We start from the raw sequence: 15,912 nt of genomic DNA, 5'->3' as shown, positions 1-15,912 counted from the left end.
GGAAAGTCGTGCTTCCGGAAAAGGGGGACACGGCTTGGTAGCATTCTCGCCTGCAACCAAGTTCACGCGTGTGCGGAGTTCACACGCTGGTCGGGAAGTGAAATTTCGTTGGCACGGATGTCCGTCACGGATCGGCGCGCAGCGCTCGTCGAGGCCGCATATCGGGTCATCGCCGACCACGGCGTCGAGGGCGCGACGACCCGCCGGATCTGTGCGCACGCCGACATGCCACTCGCGAGCTTCCATTACGCCTTCGAATCCCGCACCGCCCTGTTGTGTGCGGTCATGGAGACGGCCGTTCCCACCGACATCAATCAGATGCTGCACACGATCCAGGCCGAGGACGACCTCGTCGCCGGGTCGGCGGTGGAGGCGATGGAAACGAACATGCGCCACCAGCTCGATGCGTTCTACGCCATGCTCAAGGCCGACCCGGGTCGGCTGCAGGCCACGATCTCGCTCGGCATCTACGCGCACAACCATCCCGAGCTGCAGCGTCACGGTAAGAAGATGTACGAGGATCTCTACGGCGTCGCCGCCGCGGGCCTCGACGCCGGGGCAGCGCGCTGCGGTGTTCGGTTCGTCACCCCGTCCAGCGAGATCGCGCCCGCGATGATCGGCGCGTTGATCTCGATCACCTTGATCTACCTGAGCACCGCCGACGACGCCGTCGTCAACACGCTCATGGAATCACTTGTCCGACAGACGATGTCGGCTGTCGTTGCGGATGACGAGGCTTCATGACGTCGTCGGCCACCCCCATGGGACTGTGGGAGCGCGACCCGCGCCGGTACTGGGAGGGCTTCACCGAGGCCCTCACCGCGGCCGGAGTCGACAGTCCCGCCCTGGTCCTCGACACGTCCGCGCTCGAACACAATGTGGCCGACCTGCTGCGCCGCGCCGGTGGCGTACCCATCCGCTTGGCCAGCAAGTCGTTGCGGGTCCGCTCGGTCATCGCCGACCTCGTCGCCCGCCCGGGATTCGCCGGGGTGCTGGCCTATGACCTCGACGAAGCACGCTGGCTGGCAACCGAATCCGGTATCACCGATGTGTTGATGGGATACCCGACGGTGCGTGCGAGCGCCATCGGCGAGTTCCTCGCCGACGAGATGGCCACCGCGCGGGTGACGTTGCTCGTGGACTCCGTGGCGCATCTCGACGCGATCGATGCGATCGCGGCTCCCGGCTCCCGCCCGTCGGTCCGGGTCGCCATCGACCTCGACGCGTCGTTGCGTGCACTCGGCGGACGAGTGCATCTCGGTGTGCGACGTTCACCCATCCACGATCTCGACGCCGCGCTGGCCCTCGGTCGCTCGATCGTCGATCGCCCGGGCTTCGATCTGGTCGGCGTGATGTCGTATGAGGCACAGGTCGCCGGGGTCGGCGACGACGTACCCGGCAAACGCGCGAAGAACGGGGCCGTGCGTCTGATGCAGCGTGCCTCCATGGCCGAGATCCGGCGTCGCCGTGGACGAGTCGTGGCGGCGCTGCGCGACATCGCACCGCTGGAGATCGTCAACGCCGGCGGCACCGGCTCCCTGGAGGCCACCTCGCGGGACACCTCGGTGACCGACATCGCCGCCGGCAGCGGGGTTTTCGGCGGCCACCTGTTCGACACCTACCGTCGCTTCCGGCCCGCACCGGCGCTCGCGTTCGGGCTCGACGTGGTGCGTGTTCCCGCGCCGGGCTTCGTCACCTGCGCCGGCGGCGGATGGATCGCCTCGGGCCCACCGGCACCCGATCGCCTGCCCCGCCCGGTGTGGCCCCGCGAGCTGCACTATGTCGCGACCGAAGCGGCCGGTGAGGTGCAGACGCCGCTGCACGGACCGGGAACCGAGGGCCTGCGGATCGGGGATCGGATCTGGTTCCGTCACACCAAATCCGGCGAGGTGTGCGAACGGTCGTCGCGAGTAGCCCGGATCGCGCGAACTGCCGACGGGACGGCCCGGGTCGACGAGCTGGTACCCACCTACCGTGGAGAAGGGAAGTGTTTCCTGTGACCGTCGCGAGTTGGCGCAACTGGGGCGGGACGGCGCAGTGCACACCGGACGCCGTGCACTCCCCCGCCCGGATCGACGACGTCGTCGCGCTGGTCGAGCGTGCCGCGCAGACACATTCGACGGTCAAGGCCGTCGGGGCGGGCCACAGCTTCTCCCCCATCGCCGTGGCGCCGCAGCATCAACTGGACATGTCCGGGTTGCGCGGACTCGTCGACGTCGACGCCGACGCCCGGCGCGTCACGCTGCGTGCGGGCACCCACCTCCACGAGTTGCCTACCCTGCTCGGTGAGCACGGTCTGGCCATGACGAACCTCGGCGACGTGGACCGGCAAACCATCTCCGGGGCCACCTCGACCGGAACCCACGGCACCGGAATCGCTTTCGGCGGCATCAGCACCCAGATCGTCGGCGCAACCCTCGTGTCCGGAACCGGTGAGGTCGTCACGGTGTCCGAGGACGATCCCGACCTCGCCGCCGTCGCGTTGGGCCTCGGCGCGCTCGGCATAATCGTCGACCTGACCATGCAGTGCGTTCCCGCGTTCTCCATCCGGGCCGAGGAGTACCCGCTCGACGCCGACGACGCGATCGACGGCTTCCTCGAACGCGTTGCGACACAAGATCATCACGAGTTCTACTGGTTCCCGCACACCAACTGCGCGCTGGCGAAGACCAACACCCGACTCGACGGCCTGGTCGAGCCGTCGGGTACCGGCGCGGTGCGCCGCTACATCGACGACGAGATCCTCTCCAACCGCGTGTACGGCGCCGTGTGCGCGCTCGGCTCCCGTCTGCCCGCGGTGGTTCCCGCGATGAGTCAGCTGTCCGGGCGGGTGCTGTCGGCCCGCACGTTCACCGACCGCTCCGACAAGGTGTTCATCTCCTCCCGCACCGTCCGCTTCCGGGAGATGGAGTACGCGGTCCCGCTGGAGGCGACCCCGTCGGCACTGCACGAGCTGCGAAAGATGATCGACCGCAAGCGCTATCGGGTGAGCTTCCCCGTCGAGGTCCGCGCCGCCGCAGGCGACGATCTGATGCTCTCGACCGCATCCGGTGGACCACGGGGGTACATCGCCGTGCACCGATACCACCACGACGACCCCGCCGACTCCGCCGCATATTTCGCCGATGCCGAGGCGATCATGACCGCTCACGGCGGTCGCCCGCATTGGGGCAAGATGCACACACGCGACGCCGAGTATCTCCGGTCGGTCTACCCGCGCTTCGACGAATTCCTGGCCGTCCGAGACCGCTTCGACCCGGATCGGGTGTTCACCAACCCCTACCTGCACCAGGTGCTCGGTTCCTGACGGTTACCCCACCGGCACACGAGGTCTCGAGGCTCGTCGCAGCCCGAGTGGCGCACACACGTCCGGGCGCCGACACTGGGAGTATGCGTGATGTTCTCCCCGCCTTGGTTCGGCACCTGGAGCGCGGTCCGGTCGCCCTGGCCCGGGTGATCTCGACGACCGGCGCGTCGCCGCGTGCTGTCGGGTCGGCCATGCTGATCACCGAAGACGGGGAGATCATCGGGTCGTTGTCGGGTGGGTGCGTCGAATCGGCGATCATCGACAGTGCCGCACAGGCGTTGAGCGACGAGACCGCGATCATCGAGCACTTCGGACTCGCCGACCCCGACGGCATCGCGATCGGATTGACCTGCGGCGGAGAGATGGAAGTGCTCGTCGAGCCGCTCGGCGCCGGGCACCTGAGCGCGGTGCAACGGATCGCCGCAGCGGTGGCCGCAGGCACACCGATCGCCCTGGCCGCCACCCTGAGCGCAAGCCCGACATGGCACGTGGCCACTCCCGATGACCAGCGACCGTGGCGACACCTCGACGCCGACATCGCCGACCTGCTCGTCACCGGACGCAGCGGCATCATCGGCGTCGACGACTGCGAGACCGGCCCACAGGGTGACCGGCCACGCACGTTCGTGCAGACCTTCGCCCCGCGCTCACGGCTGATCCTGGTGGGCGCCAACGATTTCGTCCGCGCGCTCGCCACCCTGGGGTCGACGCTCGGCCATCACGTGACCGTCGTCGATGCCCGCGCGGTGTTCGCGACCCGCGCGCGGTTCCCCGACGCCGACGAGGTGATCGTCGACTGGCCCCATCGCTATCTCGCCCACGAGATCGCCGAGCACCGCACCGACAGGTCGACCTGCGTGTGCGTGATGACCCACGACACCAAATTCGACGTCCCGGCGTTGCGCACGGCGTTGGGTTCCGACCGGGTGGGATTCGTCGGCGCGCTCGGTTCCCGCCGGACCGTCGCCGACCGAAACGCCCGCCTCGTCGAGGCGGGTGTCACGGCAGATCAGTTGGCGCGGTTGCGTTCTCCGCTGGGTTTGGATCTCGGGGCACACACCCCGGCCGAGGTCGCCGTGTCGATCGCCGCTCAACTGATCGCCGACCGGCACGACGCCTCGGGGATGTCGTTGACCCTACGGAGTGGACCCATCCACCGGTGACCCCGAGGCCGGTGACTCCGCTGCGGTCGACTCCGCCGCGGGTTCGCCGGTGGTGGAATCGACGGCGATGTCGGAGGTCACCGACGACGTCGGGGCGGCCGACATGTCCTGTGCGGGAAGCACATGCTCACCGGTGCGGTCACAGGACAACGCCAGCGAGCTGATGTACTGCTTCTCGCCGTTCGGGCCGGGCACCGCCGAGGCGATCATGTCGGGGCGTTCGAACTCGATGCCGGTGACACAGCACAGCAGTCGCGCATCGGTCGGGTTGCCGTGCTCGTCGTACATCGGGATGTCGATGCCGTCGTCGTGACGACGCAGGTAGTACTTCCCCTTGGTGGCCAGCGCCAGGATCGGCGGCAGCACGACGGCGAGCACCAATGCCACCAGCGGCGAGTAGGGCTGGATCGCATCACCGAAGACGTGGAAGTACACCAGGATCGAAGCTCCCGCCGACACGATCAGCGATCCGAACCCGACGGGGTTCACGTTGTGGATCATGCCGCGCCGGAACTCGGGCTGCTTGGGCGAGATCCCGAGCAGGTACTTGTTGATCGCGATGTCGGAGGCCACGACGGCGATCCAGGCGATACCGCAGTTGGCGTAGAAGTTGAGCAGGTTGTTCAGGAAGCTGAACATGTCGGCTTCCATCAACACGATGGCGATGAAGACGTTGAAGAACAGGAACACCAGTCGACCCGGGTAGGTCTTGGTGACGCGGGTGAAGGCGTTGGTCCAGGCCAACGATCCCGAGTATGCGTTGGTGACGTTGATCTTCACCTGGCTGATGACCACCAGGATCACCGCGAGGGTCAGTGCGAGCCAGTGCGGCAGGAAGTCCTGATAGATCTCGACGAACTGGTGCACGGGCTGGTTGGCGATCCCGGCGTTGTCGATGCTGATGCCGATGAGGTAGACGGCCAGGAACAGGCCGACGATCTGCTTGATGGCACCGAAGAACACCCAGCCCGGTCCGGCGGTGAGGGTGGCGATCCACCACTTGCGGTTGTTCTCCGGGGTGCGCGGCGGCATGAATCGCAGGTAGTCGATCTGCTCGGCGATCTGCGCGATCAGCGACAGACACACGCCTGCGGCCAGCATGGTGCCGGCGAAGCTGACACCCTTGCCCAGCGGGTTGCCCGCCGAGTCGACACCGCTGAACGCGAAGAAGTCACCGATCGCCGACGGGTGCTTGATCACCAGGTACAGGAACGGCAGCACCATCATGATCAGCCACAGCGGCGTGGTCCACACCTGCAGTTTGGCCAGGGTGTTCATGCCGTAGATGACCAGCGGGATGATCAGCACCGAGGACAGCAGGTAGCCGATCCACAGCGGGATGTGCAGGCCCAGCTGGAGGCCCTGCGCCATGATCGAGCCCTCGAGTGCGAAGAAGATGAAGGTGAAGGACGCGAAGATGACGTTGGTCAGCACCGAGCCGTAGTAACCGAATCCGCTTCCGCGCGTGATGAGGTCGAGGTCGATGTTGTACCGCGCGGCGTAGTAGGCCAGCGGATAGCCGGTCAGCACGATCACCACCGCGAAGAACAGGATGCCCCACAAGGCATTTCCCGTGCCGTTGGCGATGCCGATGTTGGCACCGATCGCGAAGTCGGCCAGGTAGGCGATACCGCCGAGGGCCGAGATCGCGACGACCCCCGGGCCCCACTTGCGATAGCTGCGCGGTGCGAACCGAAGTGTGTAGTCCTCCAAGGACTCACGCGCGGCGGCTGCCTGCGCACCAGTGGCGATGATGCTGTGTTCGGCGTTCTCGATCTCTCCGACCCCTGCGGAGAGATCGTCGGCTCCGTGGTGTTTTTTCGACACGCAGTCCCCTTCCAGGAATGAACTGCGATCACGCTAGGGCTGACGCGTTTCTGAAAGGCACCCCTGCATGTTTCGGGAACGTTACGCGCTCGGCAAACCGGACAATCCGAACACCGGGGACACAGAACCGATGGGCCCGAACTACTTTCCGGAGAAGCGCGGGGCGCGGCGCTCGGCGCGCGCGGCGCGGCCCTCGGCGAGGTCGTCGCTGTGCCAGGCACGCATCATCGCGGCATGACGTTCTTCCGGCGCCACGTCCCGGGCGCCGTCGCCGTTGAGCACGAGTTTGTAGTGTTGCAGGGTCAGCGGCGCAAGCTCGGCGATGGTCGCCGCCCAGTGCTGGGCGTCGGCCAGATCACCGATGCGATTGGCGAATCCGAGGTCGTGGGCCCGATCGGCCGAGAGTGGATCGCAGCCGATCAGCATCCCGGCGGCCTGCCCGGCGCCGACGAGTGAGACCAACCGGCGGATGGTCCATTCATCCACGGCGACACCGATTTTGGCGGCCGGGATGCCGGCGATCGCATCGGGTGCCATGACCCGCAGGTCGGCGGCCATTGTCAGCTGGAGTCCGGCGCCGAGCGCCGCACCGTTGACCGCGGCGATCACCGGCACCGGGGTCGACTCGATCTGCTGCAACGTGGCGACGAGGTGGTCGAGGAAGCCGGGGTCATACACCGGACCCGACAGGTCGGCGCCGGCGGAGAACGCACTGCCCCGCCCGGTCAGCACGATCGCCCGGGCACCCGCATCGACAGCCGCGGTGAAGGCCGCGCCGAGAGCCTCGATCACCTCTCCGTTGAGAGCATTGCGCTTGTCGGGGCGGTCGAGTTCGATTGTCGTCACCGCACCATCTGCACTCGTTGCAATCATGAACGCAGAGCCTACCGAGCCGGTGGCCGACCGGAGGCCGGTACATGCCGCTCACATGGACATGACAGGCTGGCGGGATGCACACCGATACCGATGTCCTCGTCATCGGCGGAGGTCAGGCGGGATTGTCGGCAGCCTACTTCTTGGAACGCTTCGGGCTGCACGGACGGTATCGGCTCCTCGACCATTCACCCCATCCCGGGGGCGCATGGCAGTACCGATGGCCGACGCTGACCCTCGCCGGCGCCAATCATGTCCACGACCTGCCCGGATACGGTCTCGTCGAGGCACTCGGCGTCGAGTGTGATCAGTTCCCGGCGGCCACGGCGGTCCCCGACTATTTCGGTCGGTACGAGGAGAAGTTCGGGCTGACGGTGGCCCGACCGGTCCACGTGCGGGCGGTCCATCGCGACGGCGACGCCTTCCGGGCGTCGATCGTGGCGCCCGACGAGTCCGGCGAACACCGGGAATCCGAGGTGACGACGCGGACGCTGATCAACGCGACCGGCACCTGGGATCGGCCGTTCATCCCGCACATCCCGGGTATCGGCGACTTCCGGGGACGGCAACTGCACACCCACGACTACACCGGCCCCGAGGAATTCGCCGGACAACGTGTCCTGGTGGTCGGCGCCGGGATCTCCGCGATCCAACTCCTCATCGAGATCGCCCGCAACGCCCCCGAGGTCACCACGTTCTGGTGTTCGCGCACCGAGCCGCACTTCCGCGACGGACCCTTCACCCCCGAGGAGGGCCGGGCCGCGGTCGCCCGTGTCGAGGAACGGGTGCGTGCCGGCCTGCCGCCGACCTCGGTGGTGTCGGTGACGGGCCTGTCACTGACGCCGGCGATCGCCGCGGCCCGACACGACGGGATTCTGCAGTGGCGACCGATGTTCACCCGGATCACCGAGACCGGGGTGTGCTGGGATTGCGGTGGCGGTGACCTCGGGGTCGGCGATCTCGGGGACGGCGATCTCGGGGGCGGCACCGAACTCGACGTCGACGTGCTGTTCTGGAACACCGGATTCCGCAGTGCGCTGGACCATCTCGCGCCCCTTCACCTGCGCGCGCCGGGTGGCGGGATCACCATGACCGGCCGACTCGCCACGACGGTGGCCGCCGATCCCCGCGTCCAGTTGCTCGGGTACGGACCGTCGGCGTCGACGATCGGGGCGAATCGGGCCGGCCGGGAGGCCGCACGCGTGATCGCCGACCTGCTCGACGCCGCCTGATCAGCCCTGCTCAGCCGGTCACCGACAGCTCACCACGGCACGCGCCGGAGCTCGTGTAGCGCACGAGGGCACCGAGGGTGTCGACGGTGACGTCGAAAGCCACTCGGCCCGAACCCGTCTCAATGCGCGCCACGGTGTTCGATCCGCCGAAGGCGCCGATGCGGGTCCACCCGGACGCGGCGGTGCCATGGTCGGCGCCGGAACCACCATCCGGGGCGGTGTTCGTCCACGACACGCGTACGCGCTGATCGAATCCGAGCAGCGGTGGCGGCGTCGTCACCGTCAGTGACACGATGCCCGAGCCCGCCGAGGCCACCGTGACCGAGCTCGTCGATCTCAGTATTCCCAGATCGGCGAGATTCGGGTTCACATAGGTCATCGCGCAGAGTCGCGTGGCCGGCGCGGCCGGCGCCGGTGCGACGCCCAGCGTGGACGACGCGGCCACCACGGCGGCGGTGACCAGGGCGGCACCGGGTATCGATCGGGGCATCGGAGACCTTCTGTTCTCCCCCGAACTCGTTACCACCCACCCCTCGGGACACGACCGTTTTCACCGTGTCACGGCCCTGACCGAACCCGCGGCCCTTCGCCCGAAGAGCACACGAACGGACGACAGTTCCGCATACAGACTTGACAGATTGTTGGGTTTTCCCAACACTTGGTTCTATGAGTCCGGTCAGACGGGGAGAAAAGCTCCCGATCTTCAACCGCATCGGCGTCCTACGCGCCGAGCGTCGGATGTCTCGGGCCGCACTGGCGGCACTCGTCGGGATCAACGTGCAGACCGTCGGCGCTCTCGAACGCGGTGATCACTATCCGAGCCTCGACCTCGCCTTCCGCATCTGCGATGTGTTCGAGCTCCCCGTCGAAGCGGTGTTCAGTCGCACCGAATTCGGCGCGATGTCGGCCGAGCTGTACTCCCGCCGATCCAACGAAGGGACAGGTGCCTGATGTACGACCAGAATTCCGCCATCCCCGAAGAGGCACAGCCCGAACTGTGGCGACGCTATGACGAGTGGCGCGGTGAACGTCACCGCCGTTTCACCGCGCGCCACGCACATCGGCTGCCCCGCTGGCGCAACCGCCGCGCCTACCGGCGCGTGGTCGTCGCCCAGGCGCTCGCCATCGCCCTGATGATCGTGGGTGCCGTCATCGGGTTCTTCTCCGACATCTGGTTCCTCCCGCCGTGGATTCTCGGCGCAGTCGTCACGATCACCTCTCAGCGACTCCTGCGCATCATCACCGGCTCGGTCGGCGACGCACCGGTCAGCGCCCTCGACGAAATCCAGCTCGCCCAACGTAATTCGGCGCGCTCGATCGCCTTCATCGTGCTTTTCTCGCTGATGTTCATCCCATATTTCATCCTGATCGCGATGTCGATCCCCGACCACATCGACCGACAGGCCATCTACGGCGTGGCCATTCTGCTGATCTCGCTGGTTCTCGCCGCCGGAGTGCTGCCGTCGATGCTCACCGCGTGGTGGATGGCCGACTCCGATCCCGAAGACTATGCCGAACCCGAATCGTCCACCTGGAAGGGAGAGCTCCGATGAGCGACCCGTTGATCATCGACGGCCTACACAAGAAATACGGTGACGTCGTCGCCCTGCACGACATGACCTTCACCGTCCAACCCGGGGAGATCTTCGGCTTCGTCGGCAGCAACGGCGCCGGCAAGTCCACGACCATGCGGATCATCCTGGGCGTGCTGGCCGCCGACTCGGGCACCGTGGCACTCGGTGACCGCCCGATCGACCTGCCCACCCGTCGTCGTATCGGTTACATGCCCGAGGAGCGCGGGCTCTATCCCAAGATGAAGGTCGGCGATCAGTTGCGCTTCCTCGCCCGGCTGCACGGGATGTCGGCGGCCCAGGCCGACGAGTCGGCGCACCGCTGGACCGAACGCCTGGGCGTGGCAACACGTTTCGGCGACAACGTGGCCGATCTGTCGTTGGGCAACCAGCAGCGCGTCCAGCTGGCAGCCGCGCTCATCGCCGACCCCGCGGTCCTGGTTCTCGACGAGCCGTTCTCCGGCCTCGACCCGGTCGCCGTCGACGTCATGAGTGATGTCCTCAAAGAGAAAGCGGCCGAGGGCATCCCGGTGATCTTCTCCTCACATCAACTCGACCTCGTGCAACGCCTGTGCGACCGCGTGGGCATCGTCGTCAAGGGACAGATGCGCGCGCTGGGCAGCGTCGAGAGCCTGCGCGCCCGCGGCGGGGTGACCCTCGAGGTCGAGGGCCCCGGCATCGGAACCGCCTGGGCCGACGGCATTCCCGGGGTTCTCGACACCGACTACGGACCGACCACGCTGCTGCGCATCGACCCCGACTCCGTCGATGACCAGCAGGTGCTCGCCGCGGCCCTGCACACCGGGCCGGTACACCGCTTCACCAGATCCACACCGTCCTTGACCGACATGTTCCGAGAGGTGGTATCGGCATGAGCACCCCGACCCAGACCCTGCCCCCGACCGCACCCGATGGCGGTGCCGGCGCGATGACGTCGGTGTGGCTCATCGCCGAACGCGAGATCTCCACCCGCGCCCGCACCAAGTCGTTCCTGTGGAGCACGATCGCGCTGATGCTCGTCATCGTGATCGGGCTGATCGTGTGGAAGGCGTTCAGCGGCGGTGGCACCGACACCGACAAGGTGGGCATCGTCGGTGCCGACACCTCCCTCTCGACGACGGTCACCGAGGTCGGCAAGGCCGCCGGCACCCCCGTCTCGGTGCAGACCGTCGATTCCCCGGCACAGGCCCGCTCCCAGGTCGACAGCGGTGATCTCGACGGCGCGATCGTCGTCGGACCGTCCGGATCGTTCACGTTGATCAGCAAGAACGGACTCTCCGACACACTCTCGGGTGTGCTGCGTTCATCGATCTCCCAGACCACCCTCGCCACCGGTCTGGCCGAACGCGGTGTCGATGCGGCCGATCTGCCACGTGCCACGATCGCCGAGGATCAGACCCAGCCGGCCAAGCCCGACAACGGCCAGCGGATCATCATCGCCATCGTCGGGGCGATGCTGCTGATCATGGCGATCATGCTCGGCGGCAACATGATCGCGGTCGGCGTCGTCGAGGAGAAGACCTCACGCATCGTCGAGCTGCTGCTGGCCACCGTCAAACCGCTGCACCTGATGTGGGGCAAGATCCTCGGCATCGGCGTCGTCGCACTCGGTCAGGTGGTGGTGCTCGGCGCGACAGCCCTGATCGCCGGTGCGGCAACGGGAATGCTCACCATCGCGGGCACCGCGGTCGGGATGTTCGCGGCCACCCTCATCTGGTTTCTCCTCGGATTCGTCTTCTTCGCGACGCTGTACGCCGCCGCCGGTGCGCTGGTGTCCCGTCAGGAGGAACTCGGGTCGACCATCATGCCGCTGACCGTGCTGTCGATGGCGGTGATGTACGCGGGGATCTTCGGAATCCAGGCCCTCGACTCCACCTTCATCCAGGTGCTGACCTGGATTCCGCCGTTCTCCGCGGTGCTGGTACCCATCCGGATCGCGACCGGTGACACCGATGCCATGCAGATCGTCATCACCCTGATCCTGATGATCGCGGCCTGCGCGGTGGCCACCTGGATCGCGGCGCGGATCTACCAGCGGTCGATCCTGCGGACCGGCAGCCGGGTCAAGTGGTCCGAGGCGCTGTCGATGACCCGGTGAGTTCTCGCGACACGGTGACTCAGCCCGCCGGGACCTGCTCCGGTTCGTCGTCGACGACCGGCGCGGGTCCGTGCGGCACGAAGTCCTTGGACCGGATCATGACCAGTGCGCACACCCCACCGAGCACGGCGACCACACCGCTGACCCAGAACAGCAGGTTCAGTCCGTCGGCGTAGGCGGCGTGGATGCCACCGGTCAGGTTGTCGTGCATCGAACTGGTCATCCGCGAGCTGAACAGCGATCCGTAGACGGCGATACCCACCGCGATGCCGATCTGACGGAAGGTGGTGTTGATGCCCGAGGCCATCCCGGACCGGTGCACCGGCACCACACCGACCGCGGTGGCGGCCAGCGGCGGATTGACCAGGCCACTGCCGATGCCGGCGATGACGAGTCCGGGGATCAGATGGGTCCACGACGAGCCGGCTTCGAGTCCGGCCATCGCAAACAGGCCACCACCCACCAGCACCAGCCCGGGGCCGATCAGCCATCGCACCGGCATGTGCTCGGACAAACGGCCGGCGATCGTCGCGAAGATCATCGTGCAACCCGACATCACCAGCAGCCGCAGACCGGTCTCCAGGGCCGAGAAGCCGAGCGAATTCTGTAGGTAGAGAACCAGATAGAGCAGCATCGCGAACAGTGACCCGTTCATTGTGAAGGCCGCGATCAGACCACCACCGAAGGTCGGGATGCGCAGTAACCCCAGGTCGAACATCGGTTGGGCGACGCGCAGTTCGACGATCACGAAGGCCACCAGGAGCACCGCGGCCGCCGCGAAACATCCCAGCACCAGGCCGTCGGTCCACGATCGCTGCCCCGCCTCGGTGAGGCCGTAGACGCCGACGAGCAGTCCCGCGGTGAAGGTGAGCACTCCCGGCCAGTCGATGCGCCGCGCGTGCGGCGAGCGCGACTCGTCGACCATCCGCAGCGTCAGGTACAGGGCGACGATCCCGATGGGCAGGTTCACCAGGAAGATCGCCCGCCACGTGATACCGGTGGTCAGGACACCGCCGAGGATCGGTGCGAGAGCCGTCGCGATGCCGGTGACCGCACCCCATGCGCCGAAGGCCAGTCCGCGTTCGCGGCCGTGGAAGGTCGCGGCCAGCAACGCCAGCGACGTCGCGAAGAGCATCGCTCCGCCGATGCCCTGCAATGCCCGGGACACGATGAGCATCGTCGGGTCCTGCGCCACCCCGCACAGCAGCGAACCGAGCGTGAAGATGACCAGCCCGATCGAGAAGATGCGACGTCGGCCGAATTTGTCCGAGATCGATCCGGACGTCAGCAACAGCGACGCCAGTGCCAACGCGTACGCGTCGGTGACCCACTGGAGCTGGGAGAAACTCGCTCCGAGCGCGTGCTCGATGTCGGGGAGTGCGACGACGACGATCGTGACGTCGAGCAACAACATGAATGTCGCCGCGCAGACGACGACCAGAGTCCACCATTTTCTTGCCATGCCCCAAGTCTGGCGACCCGAACGACCATCGTCGCCCTCGGTCCGAGCAGACGTAGGATTCCACCCATGAGCGCCCGAATCGCGTTGGAATCCTCCACCCTCGACACGTTGGATGCGCAGATCACCCGAGCGCTACAGATCTCGCCGCGGGTGGCCTTCGCCGAACTCGCCGAGATCCTCGACGTGGCCGAACAGACGGTGGCCCGACGCTACCGACGGATGCGGCGCGACGGATACCTGCGGGTCACGATGACCGCCGATCTGCACGGCACCGGCGGCGCCAACTGGCTCGTGCGCGTGCGCTGCCGGCCGGAGGGCGCCGACACCATCGCACGGGCGATCGCGGCGCGCGACGACGTGTCGTGGGTGTCGATCTACGGGGCCGGCTGGGAGGTCGACTTCAACCTCCGAGCCCCCGCCGACGTCGAGACGCACGAGCTGCTGCACGAGATGTTGCCGAGGTCCGCGCCGGTGCTCGACGTCGCACCCGCCGAGATCCTGCACACCTACATCGGCGGGGCGGGCGAGCATCAGGACACGTGGAGCGATGTGCTCACGTCCGCGCAGACCGCGGCGTTGCGGGCGACCGCACCACCGGTGGTGTCGTCGAAAGGTGTTCGGGCGGAGCTCGACGACATCGATCGCCTCCTGATCGACGAACTCGGCCGGGACGGCCGGGTCGCATATTCGACGCTGGCGCGCACTGCGGGGAGTACGCCCGGGAAGGTGACGCGTCGCGTGGAACGTCTCATCGGTTCCGGGGTGGCCTACTTCCATGTGGATCTGGCAACTGCGGCAATCGGGTTGCGCAGCACCGCATTATGGCTCACGGTTGTGCCGCGATCACTGGCCTCGGTGGGGCGGGCGCTGGGTACCGATCCCCGAATCCCGTTCGCCGCCGCGGTCACCGGCCGTGCCAACCTGACCGCCAACGTGATCGGCGCAGGCCCCGACGACCTCTATTCCTTTGTCACCGAAGACCTTGCACGGCTGGACGGGATCACCGGTTACGAACTCGTCCCGCTGCTGCGCCGGGTCAAACATGCGGGCGCACTCGTGCACGGCGACAAACTCGCGCCGCCTCAGATCTCGCCGAACCGACGCAGGGCCTCTTCTCGCTCGGCCTTGTGATCGAGGATCGGCTCCGGATAGTCGTCGGTACCGTACTCGGGCACCCACTGCGCGACGTAAGCACCGTCGGGGTCGAACTTCTTCGCCTGCGCCTCCGGGTTGAACACCCGAAAGTACGGCGCCGCATCTGTTCCCGTGCCGGCCGCCCACTGCCAGCCGTGCTGATTCGACGCCATGTCGCCGTCGAGGAGCTGATCGAGGAACCATCGCGCACCCCACCACCACGGCAGGTGCAGATCCTTGACGAGAAAGGACGCGGTGACCATCCGCACCCGGTTGTGCATGTACCCGGTCTGCGCGAGCTGGCGCATGCCGGCATCGACGAGCGGAAAACCGGTGCGGCCCTGCTTCCACGCGTCGAATCGTCGGCCGGCGGCGGCGTCGGTGTCGAGGTCGATGTCGTCGAACTGGCGATTCCAGTTGTGCCACGCCGACTCCGGCCAATGATGGAGGACGTCGGCGTAGAAGTCACGAAATGCCAACTCGCGCAGGTACGCCTGCGCGCCCTTGCCGGTGCCGGTCAGGTCGGCGGCCAGGGTGCGCGGGTGGATGTTGCCGAACTTCAGGTACGCCGACATCCGGCTCGTCACATCGAGATCGGGCCGGTTGCGGTCGTCGTCGTAACCGGCGAGATCCTCCGCGACGAACTCGCCCCACCGCGCCAGGGCGGCGTTCTCCCCGGCGGGAATGTCGGTCGTCGTGGGCGCCTTGGGTATTCGGATGCGACCGGAGCGGGTGAGGTCGGACGGGTCGACGAGATCATCGGCGGTGACCGACGTCGACGCGGGTGTGCGCCACCCGTGATCGCGCCACTGCCGGAAGAACGGTGTGAAGACCTTGTAGGGGCTGCCGTCGGACTTGGTGACGCGACCGGGCGACACCAGGTACGGCGAACCGACCGGCTCCCAGGACACATCACCGGCGTCGTCGAGCGCCGCCACCACGGCATCGTCACGACGGCGGCCGAACGGCGAGAAGTCTTCGGAGACATGGACGGTCGACGCGCCGACGGCGTCGACCAGCCGGGGGATCTCCTCGTCGGGACGCCCCCGCACGACGAGGAGTCGACCGTCGAGGCGCTCGTCGAGCTCACGCAGCGAATCGACGAGGAATGCCAGGCGTCGGTCGCCGGCGGACTTCTCCAGCCGGGGGTCGAGGACGAAGCAGATCAGGACGCGATCGGCGGCGGCGAGCGCCTCGGCGAGTGCCGGCAGATCACCGAGCCGCAGATCGCGGCGCAACCACAGC

At 67.3% G+C, this 15,912-nt stretch carries 15 protein-coding genes; 10 read left to right on the top strand and 5 right to left on the bottom strand.

Annotation, left to right across the window (positions count from 1 at the left end; all coding sequences use genetic code 11):
- Window positions 1-117: 117 nt before the first annotated feature.
- The 4 genes from GOPIP_RS03925 (at window position 118) to GOPIP_RS03910 (ending at window position 4,470) form a co-directional block, all read left to right on the top strand.
- The gene (locus tag GOPIP_RS03925) at window positions 118-744 is read left to right on the top strand and encodes a TetR/AcrR family transcriptional regulator (protein WP_035727113.1); all 627 of its coding nucleotides are present in this window, start codon (window positions 118-120) and stop codon (window positions 742-744) included.
- Window positions 741-2,000, top strand: a complete 1,260-nt coding sequence (locus GOPIP_RS03920; RefSeq protein WP_006368251.1) for an alanine racemase — start codon at window positions 741-743, stop codon at window positions 1,998-2,000. Before GOPIP_RS03925 ends, GOPIP_RS03920 begins: the two co-directional genes overlap by 4 nt.
- Window positions 1,988-3,307 (top strand): D-arabinono-1,4-lactone oxidase, encoded by a 1,320-nt coding sequence (locus tag GOPIP_RS03915; RefSeq protein WP_425558234.1) that lies wholly within the window; start codon window positions 1,988-1,990, stop codon window positions 3,305-3,307. Before GOPIP_RS03920 ends, GOPIP_RS03915 begins: the two co-directional genes overlap by 13 nt.
- Before the next feature lie 83 nt (window positions 3,308-3,390).
- Complete coding sequence (locus tag GOPIP_RS03910) at window positions 3,391-4,470, top strand: XdhC family protein (protein ID WP_006368249.1); 1,080 nt, start codon at window positions 3,391-3,393, stop codon at window positions 4,468-4,470.
- On the opposite strand, the gene GOPIP_RS03905 is transcribed toward GOPIP_RS03910, so the two are convergent.
- Both GOPIP_RS03905 and GOPIP_RS03900 read right to left on the bottom strand, forming a co-directional pair.
- Window positions 4,444-6,297 carry a purine-cytosine permease family protein gene (locus GOPIP_RS03905; RefSeq protein ID WP_006368248.1) on the bottom strand — a complete coding sequence of 618 codons (1,854 nt, stop codon included), beginning with the start codon at window positions 6,295-6,297 and terminating at the stop codon, window positions 4,444-4,446. The two genes, GOPIP_RS03910 and GOPIP_RS03905, sit on opposite strands and share 27 nt — an antisense overlap.
- Before the next feature lie 141 nt (window positions 6,298-6,438).
- Entirely contained in the window at window positions 6,439-7,170 is a 732-nt protein-coding gene (locus GOPIP_RS03900) for an enoyl-CoA hydratase (RefSeq protein WP_035727110.1), read from the bottom strand.
- Between the two features lie 77 nt (window positions 7,171-7,247).
- Between GOPIP_RS03900 and GOPIP_RS03895 the strand changes: the two genes are divergently transcribed.
- Complete coding sequence (locus GOPIP_RS03895) at window positions 7,248-8,402, top strand: NAD(P)-binding domain-containing protein (RefSeq protein ID WP_006368246.1); 1,155 nt, start codon at window positions 7,248-7,250, stop codon at window positions 8,400-8,402.
- Window positions 8,403-8,412: 10 nt separating this feature from the next.
- On the opposite strand, the gene GOPIP_RS03890 is transcribed toward GOPIP_RS03895, so the two are convergent.
- The gene (locus GOPIP_RS03890) at window positions 8,413-8,892 is read right to left on the bottom strand and encodes a hypothetical protein (RefSeq protein WP_006368245.1); all 480 of its coding nucleotides are present in this window, start codon (window positions 8,890-8,892) and stop codon (window positions 8,413-8,415) included.
- Window positions 8,893-9,068: 176 nt separating this feature from the next.
- Here GOPIP_RS03890 and GOPIP_RS03885 point away from each other — a divergent pair, with 176 nt between their 5' ends.
- Genes GOPIP_RS03885 through GOPIP_RS03870 form a run of 4 tightly spaced genes read left to right on the top strand, consistent with a single transcriptional unit; the run spans window position 9,069 to window position 12,071 of the window.
- Window positions 9,069-9,353 carry a helix-turn-helix transcriptional regulator gene (locus GOPIP_RS03885; protein ID WP_006368244.1) on the top strand — a complete coding sequence of 95 codons (285 nt, stop codon included), beginning with the start codon at window positions 9,069-9,071 and terminating at the stop codon, window positions 9,351-9,353.
- Entirely contained in the window at window positions 9,353-9,955 is a 603-nt protein-coding gene (locus tag GOPIP_RS03880) for a hypothetical protein (RefSeq protein ID WP_006368243.1), read from the top strand. Before GOPIP_RS03885 ends, GOPIP_RS03880 begins: the two co-directional genes overlap by 1 nt.
- On the top strand, window positions 9,952-10,848 hold the full coding sequence (locus GOPIP_RS03875; protein ID WP_006368242.1) for an ABC transporter ATP-binding protein: 897 nt from the start codon (window positions 9,952-9,954) through the stop codon (window positions 10,846-10,848). Before GOPIP_RS03880 ends, GOPIP_RS03875 begins: the two co-directional genes overlap by 4 nt.
- Window positions 10,845-12,071 carry an ABC transporter permease gene (locus GOPIP_RS03870; RefSeq protein ID WP_006368241.1) on the top strand — a complete coding sequence of 409 codons (1,227 nt, stop codon included), beginning with the start codon at window positions 10,845-10,847 and terminating at the stop codon, window positions 12,069-12,071. Before GOPIP_RS03875 ends, GOPIP_RS03870 begins: the two co-directional genes overlap by 4 nt.
- Window positions 12,072-12,090: 19 nt before the next feature.
- Here the strand turns inward: GOPIP_RS03870 and GOPIP_RS03865 are convergent, their stop codons facing one another.
- Window positions 12,091-13,533: an MFS transporter gene (locus GOPIP_RS03865; RefSeq protein ID WP_035727107.1), complete on the bottom strand. Its 1,443-nt coding sequence runs from the start codon at window positions 13,531-13,533 to the stop codon at window positions 12,091-12,093.
- Window positions 13,534-13,599: 66 nt separating this feature from the next.
- Between GOPIP_RS03865 and GOPIP_RS03860 the strand changes: the two genes are divergently transcribed.
- On the top strand, window positions 13,600-14,664 hold the full coding sequence (locus GOPIP_RS03860; protein WP_006368239.1) for an Lrp/AsnC family transcriptional regulator: 1,065 nt from the start codon (window positions 13,600-13,602) through the stop codon (window positions 14,662-14,664).
- Here GOPIP_RS03860 and GOPIP_RS03855 read toward each other — a convergent pair.
- Window positions 14,616-15,905, bottom strand: coding sequence for a cryptochrome/photolyase family protein (locus GOPIP_RS03855; protein ID WP_006368238.1), 1,290 nt, complete (start codon window positions 15,903-15,905; stop codon window positions 14,616-14,618). The genes GOPIP_RS03860 and GOPIP_RS03855 overlap by 49 nt on opposite strands.
- Window positions 15,906-15,912 lie beyond the last annotated feature (7 nt).

This window comes from Gordonia polyisoprenivorans NBRC 16320 = JCM 10675 (assembly GCF_000241325.1).
GTDB lineage: Bacteria > Actinomycetota > Actinomycetes > Mycobacteriales > Mycobacteriaceae > Gordonia > Gordonia polyisoprenivorans.
The sequence above is the reverse complement of the archived record's forward strand: the minus strand, read 5'-3'. Positions and strand labels throughout refer to the sequence as shown.

Excerpts from the sequence above, each read along its gene's own strand:
- GOPIP_RS03925 (WP_035727113.1), top strand. The coding sequence starts at position 118 with ATGTCCGTCACGGATCGGCGCGCAGCGCTCGTCGAGGCCGCATATCGG.
- GOPIP_RS03920 (WP_006368251.1), top strand. The coding sequence starts at position 741 with ATGACGTCGTCGGCCACCCCCATGGGACTGTGGGAGCGCGACCCGCGC.
- GOPIP_RS03910 (WP_006368249.1), top strand. The coding sequence starts at position 3,391 with ATGCGTGATGTTCTCCCCGCCTTGGTTCGGCACCTGGAGCGCGGTCCG.
- GOPIP_RS03900 (WP_035727110.1), bottom strand. The coding sequence starts at position 7,170 with ATGATTGCAACGAGTGCAGATGGTGCGGTGACGACAATCGAACTCGAC.
- GOPIP_RS03895 (WP_006368246.1), top strand. The coding sequence starts at position 7,248 with ATGCACACCGATACCGATGTCCTCGTCATCGGCGGAGGTCAGGCGGGA.
- GOPIP_RS03890 (WP_006368245.1), bottom strand. The coding sequence starts at position 8,892 with ATGCCCCGATCGATACCCGGTGCCGCCCTGGTCACCGCCGCCGTGGTG.
- GOPIP_RS03885 (WP_006368244.1), top strand. The coding sequence starts at position 9,069 with ATGAGTCCGGTCAGACGGGGAGAAAAGCTCCCGATCTTCAACCGCATC.
- GOPIP_RS03880 (WP_006368243.1), top strand. The coding sequence starts at position 9,353 with ATGTACGACCAGAATTCCGCCATCCCCGAAGAGGCACAGCCCGAACTG.
- GOPIP_RS03875 (WP_006368242.1), top strand. The coding sequence starts at position 9,952 with ATGAGCGACCCGTTGATCATCGACGGCCTACACAAGAAATACGGTGAC.
- GOPIP_RS03870 (WP_006368241.1), top strand. The coding sequence starts at position 10,845 with ATGAGCACCCCGACCCAGACCCTGCCCCCGACCGCACCCGATGGCGGT.
- GOPIP_RS03865 (WP_035727107.1), bottom strand. The coding sequence starts at position 13,533 with ATGGCAAGAAAATGGTGGACTCTGGTCGTCGTCTGCGCGGCGACATTC.
- GOPIP_RS03860 (WP_006368239.1), top strand. The coding sequence starts at position 13,600 with ATGAGCGCCCGAATCGCGTTGGAATCCTCCACCCTCGACACGTTGGAT.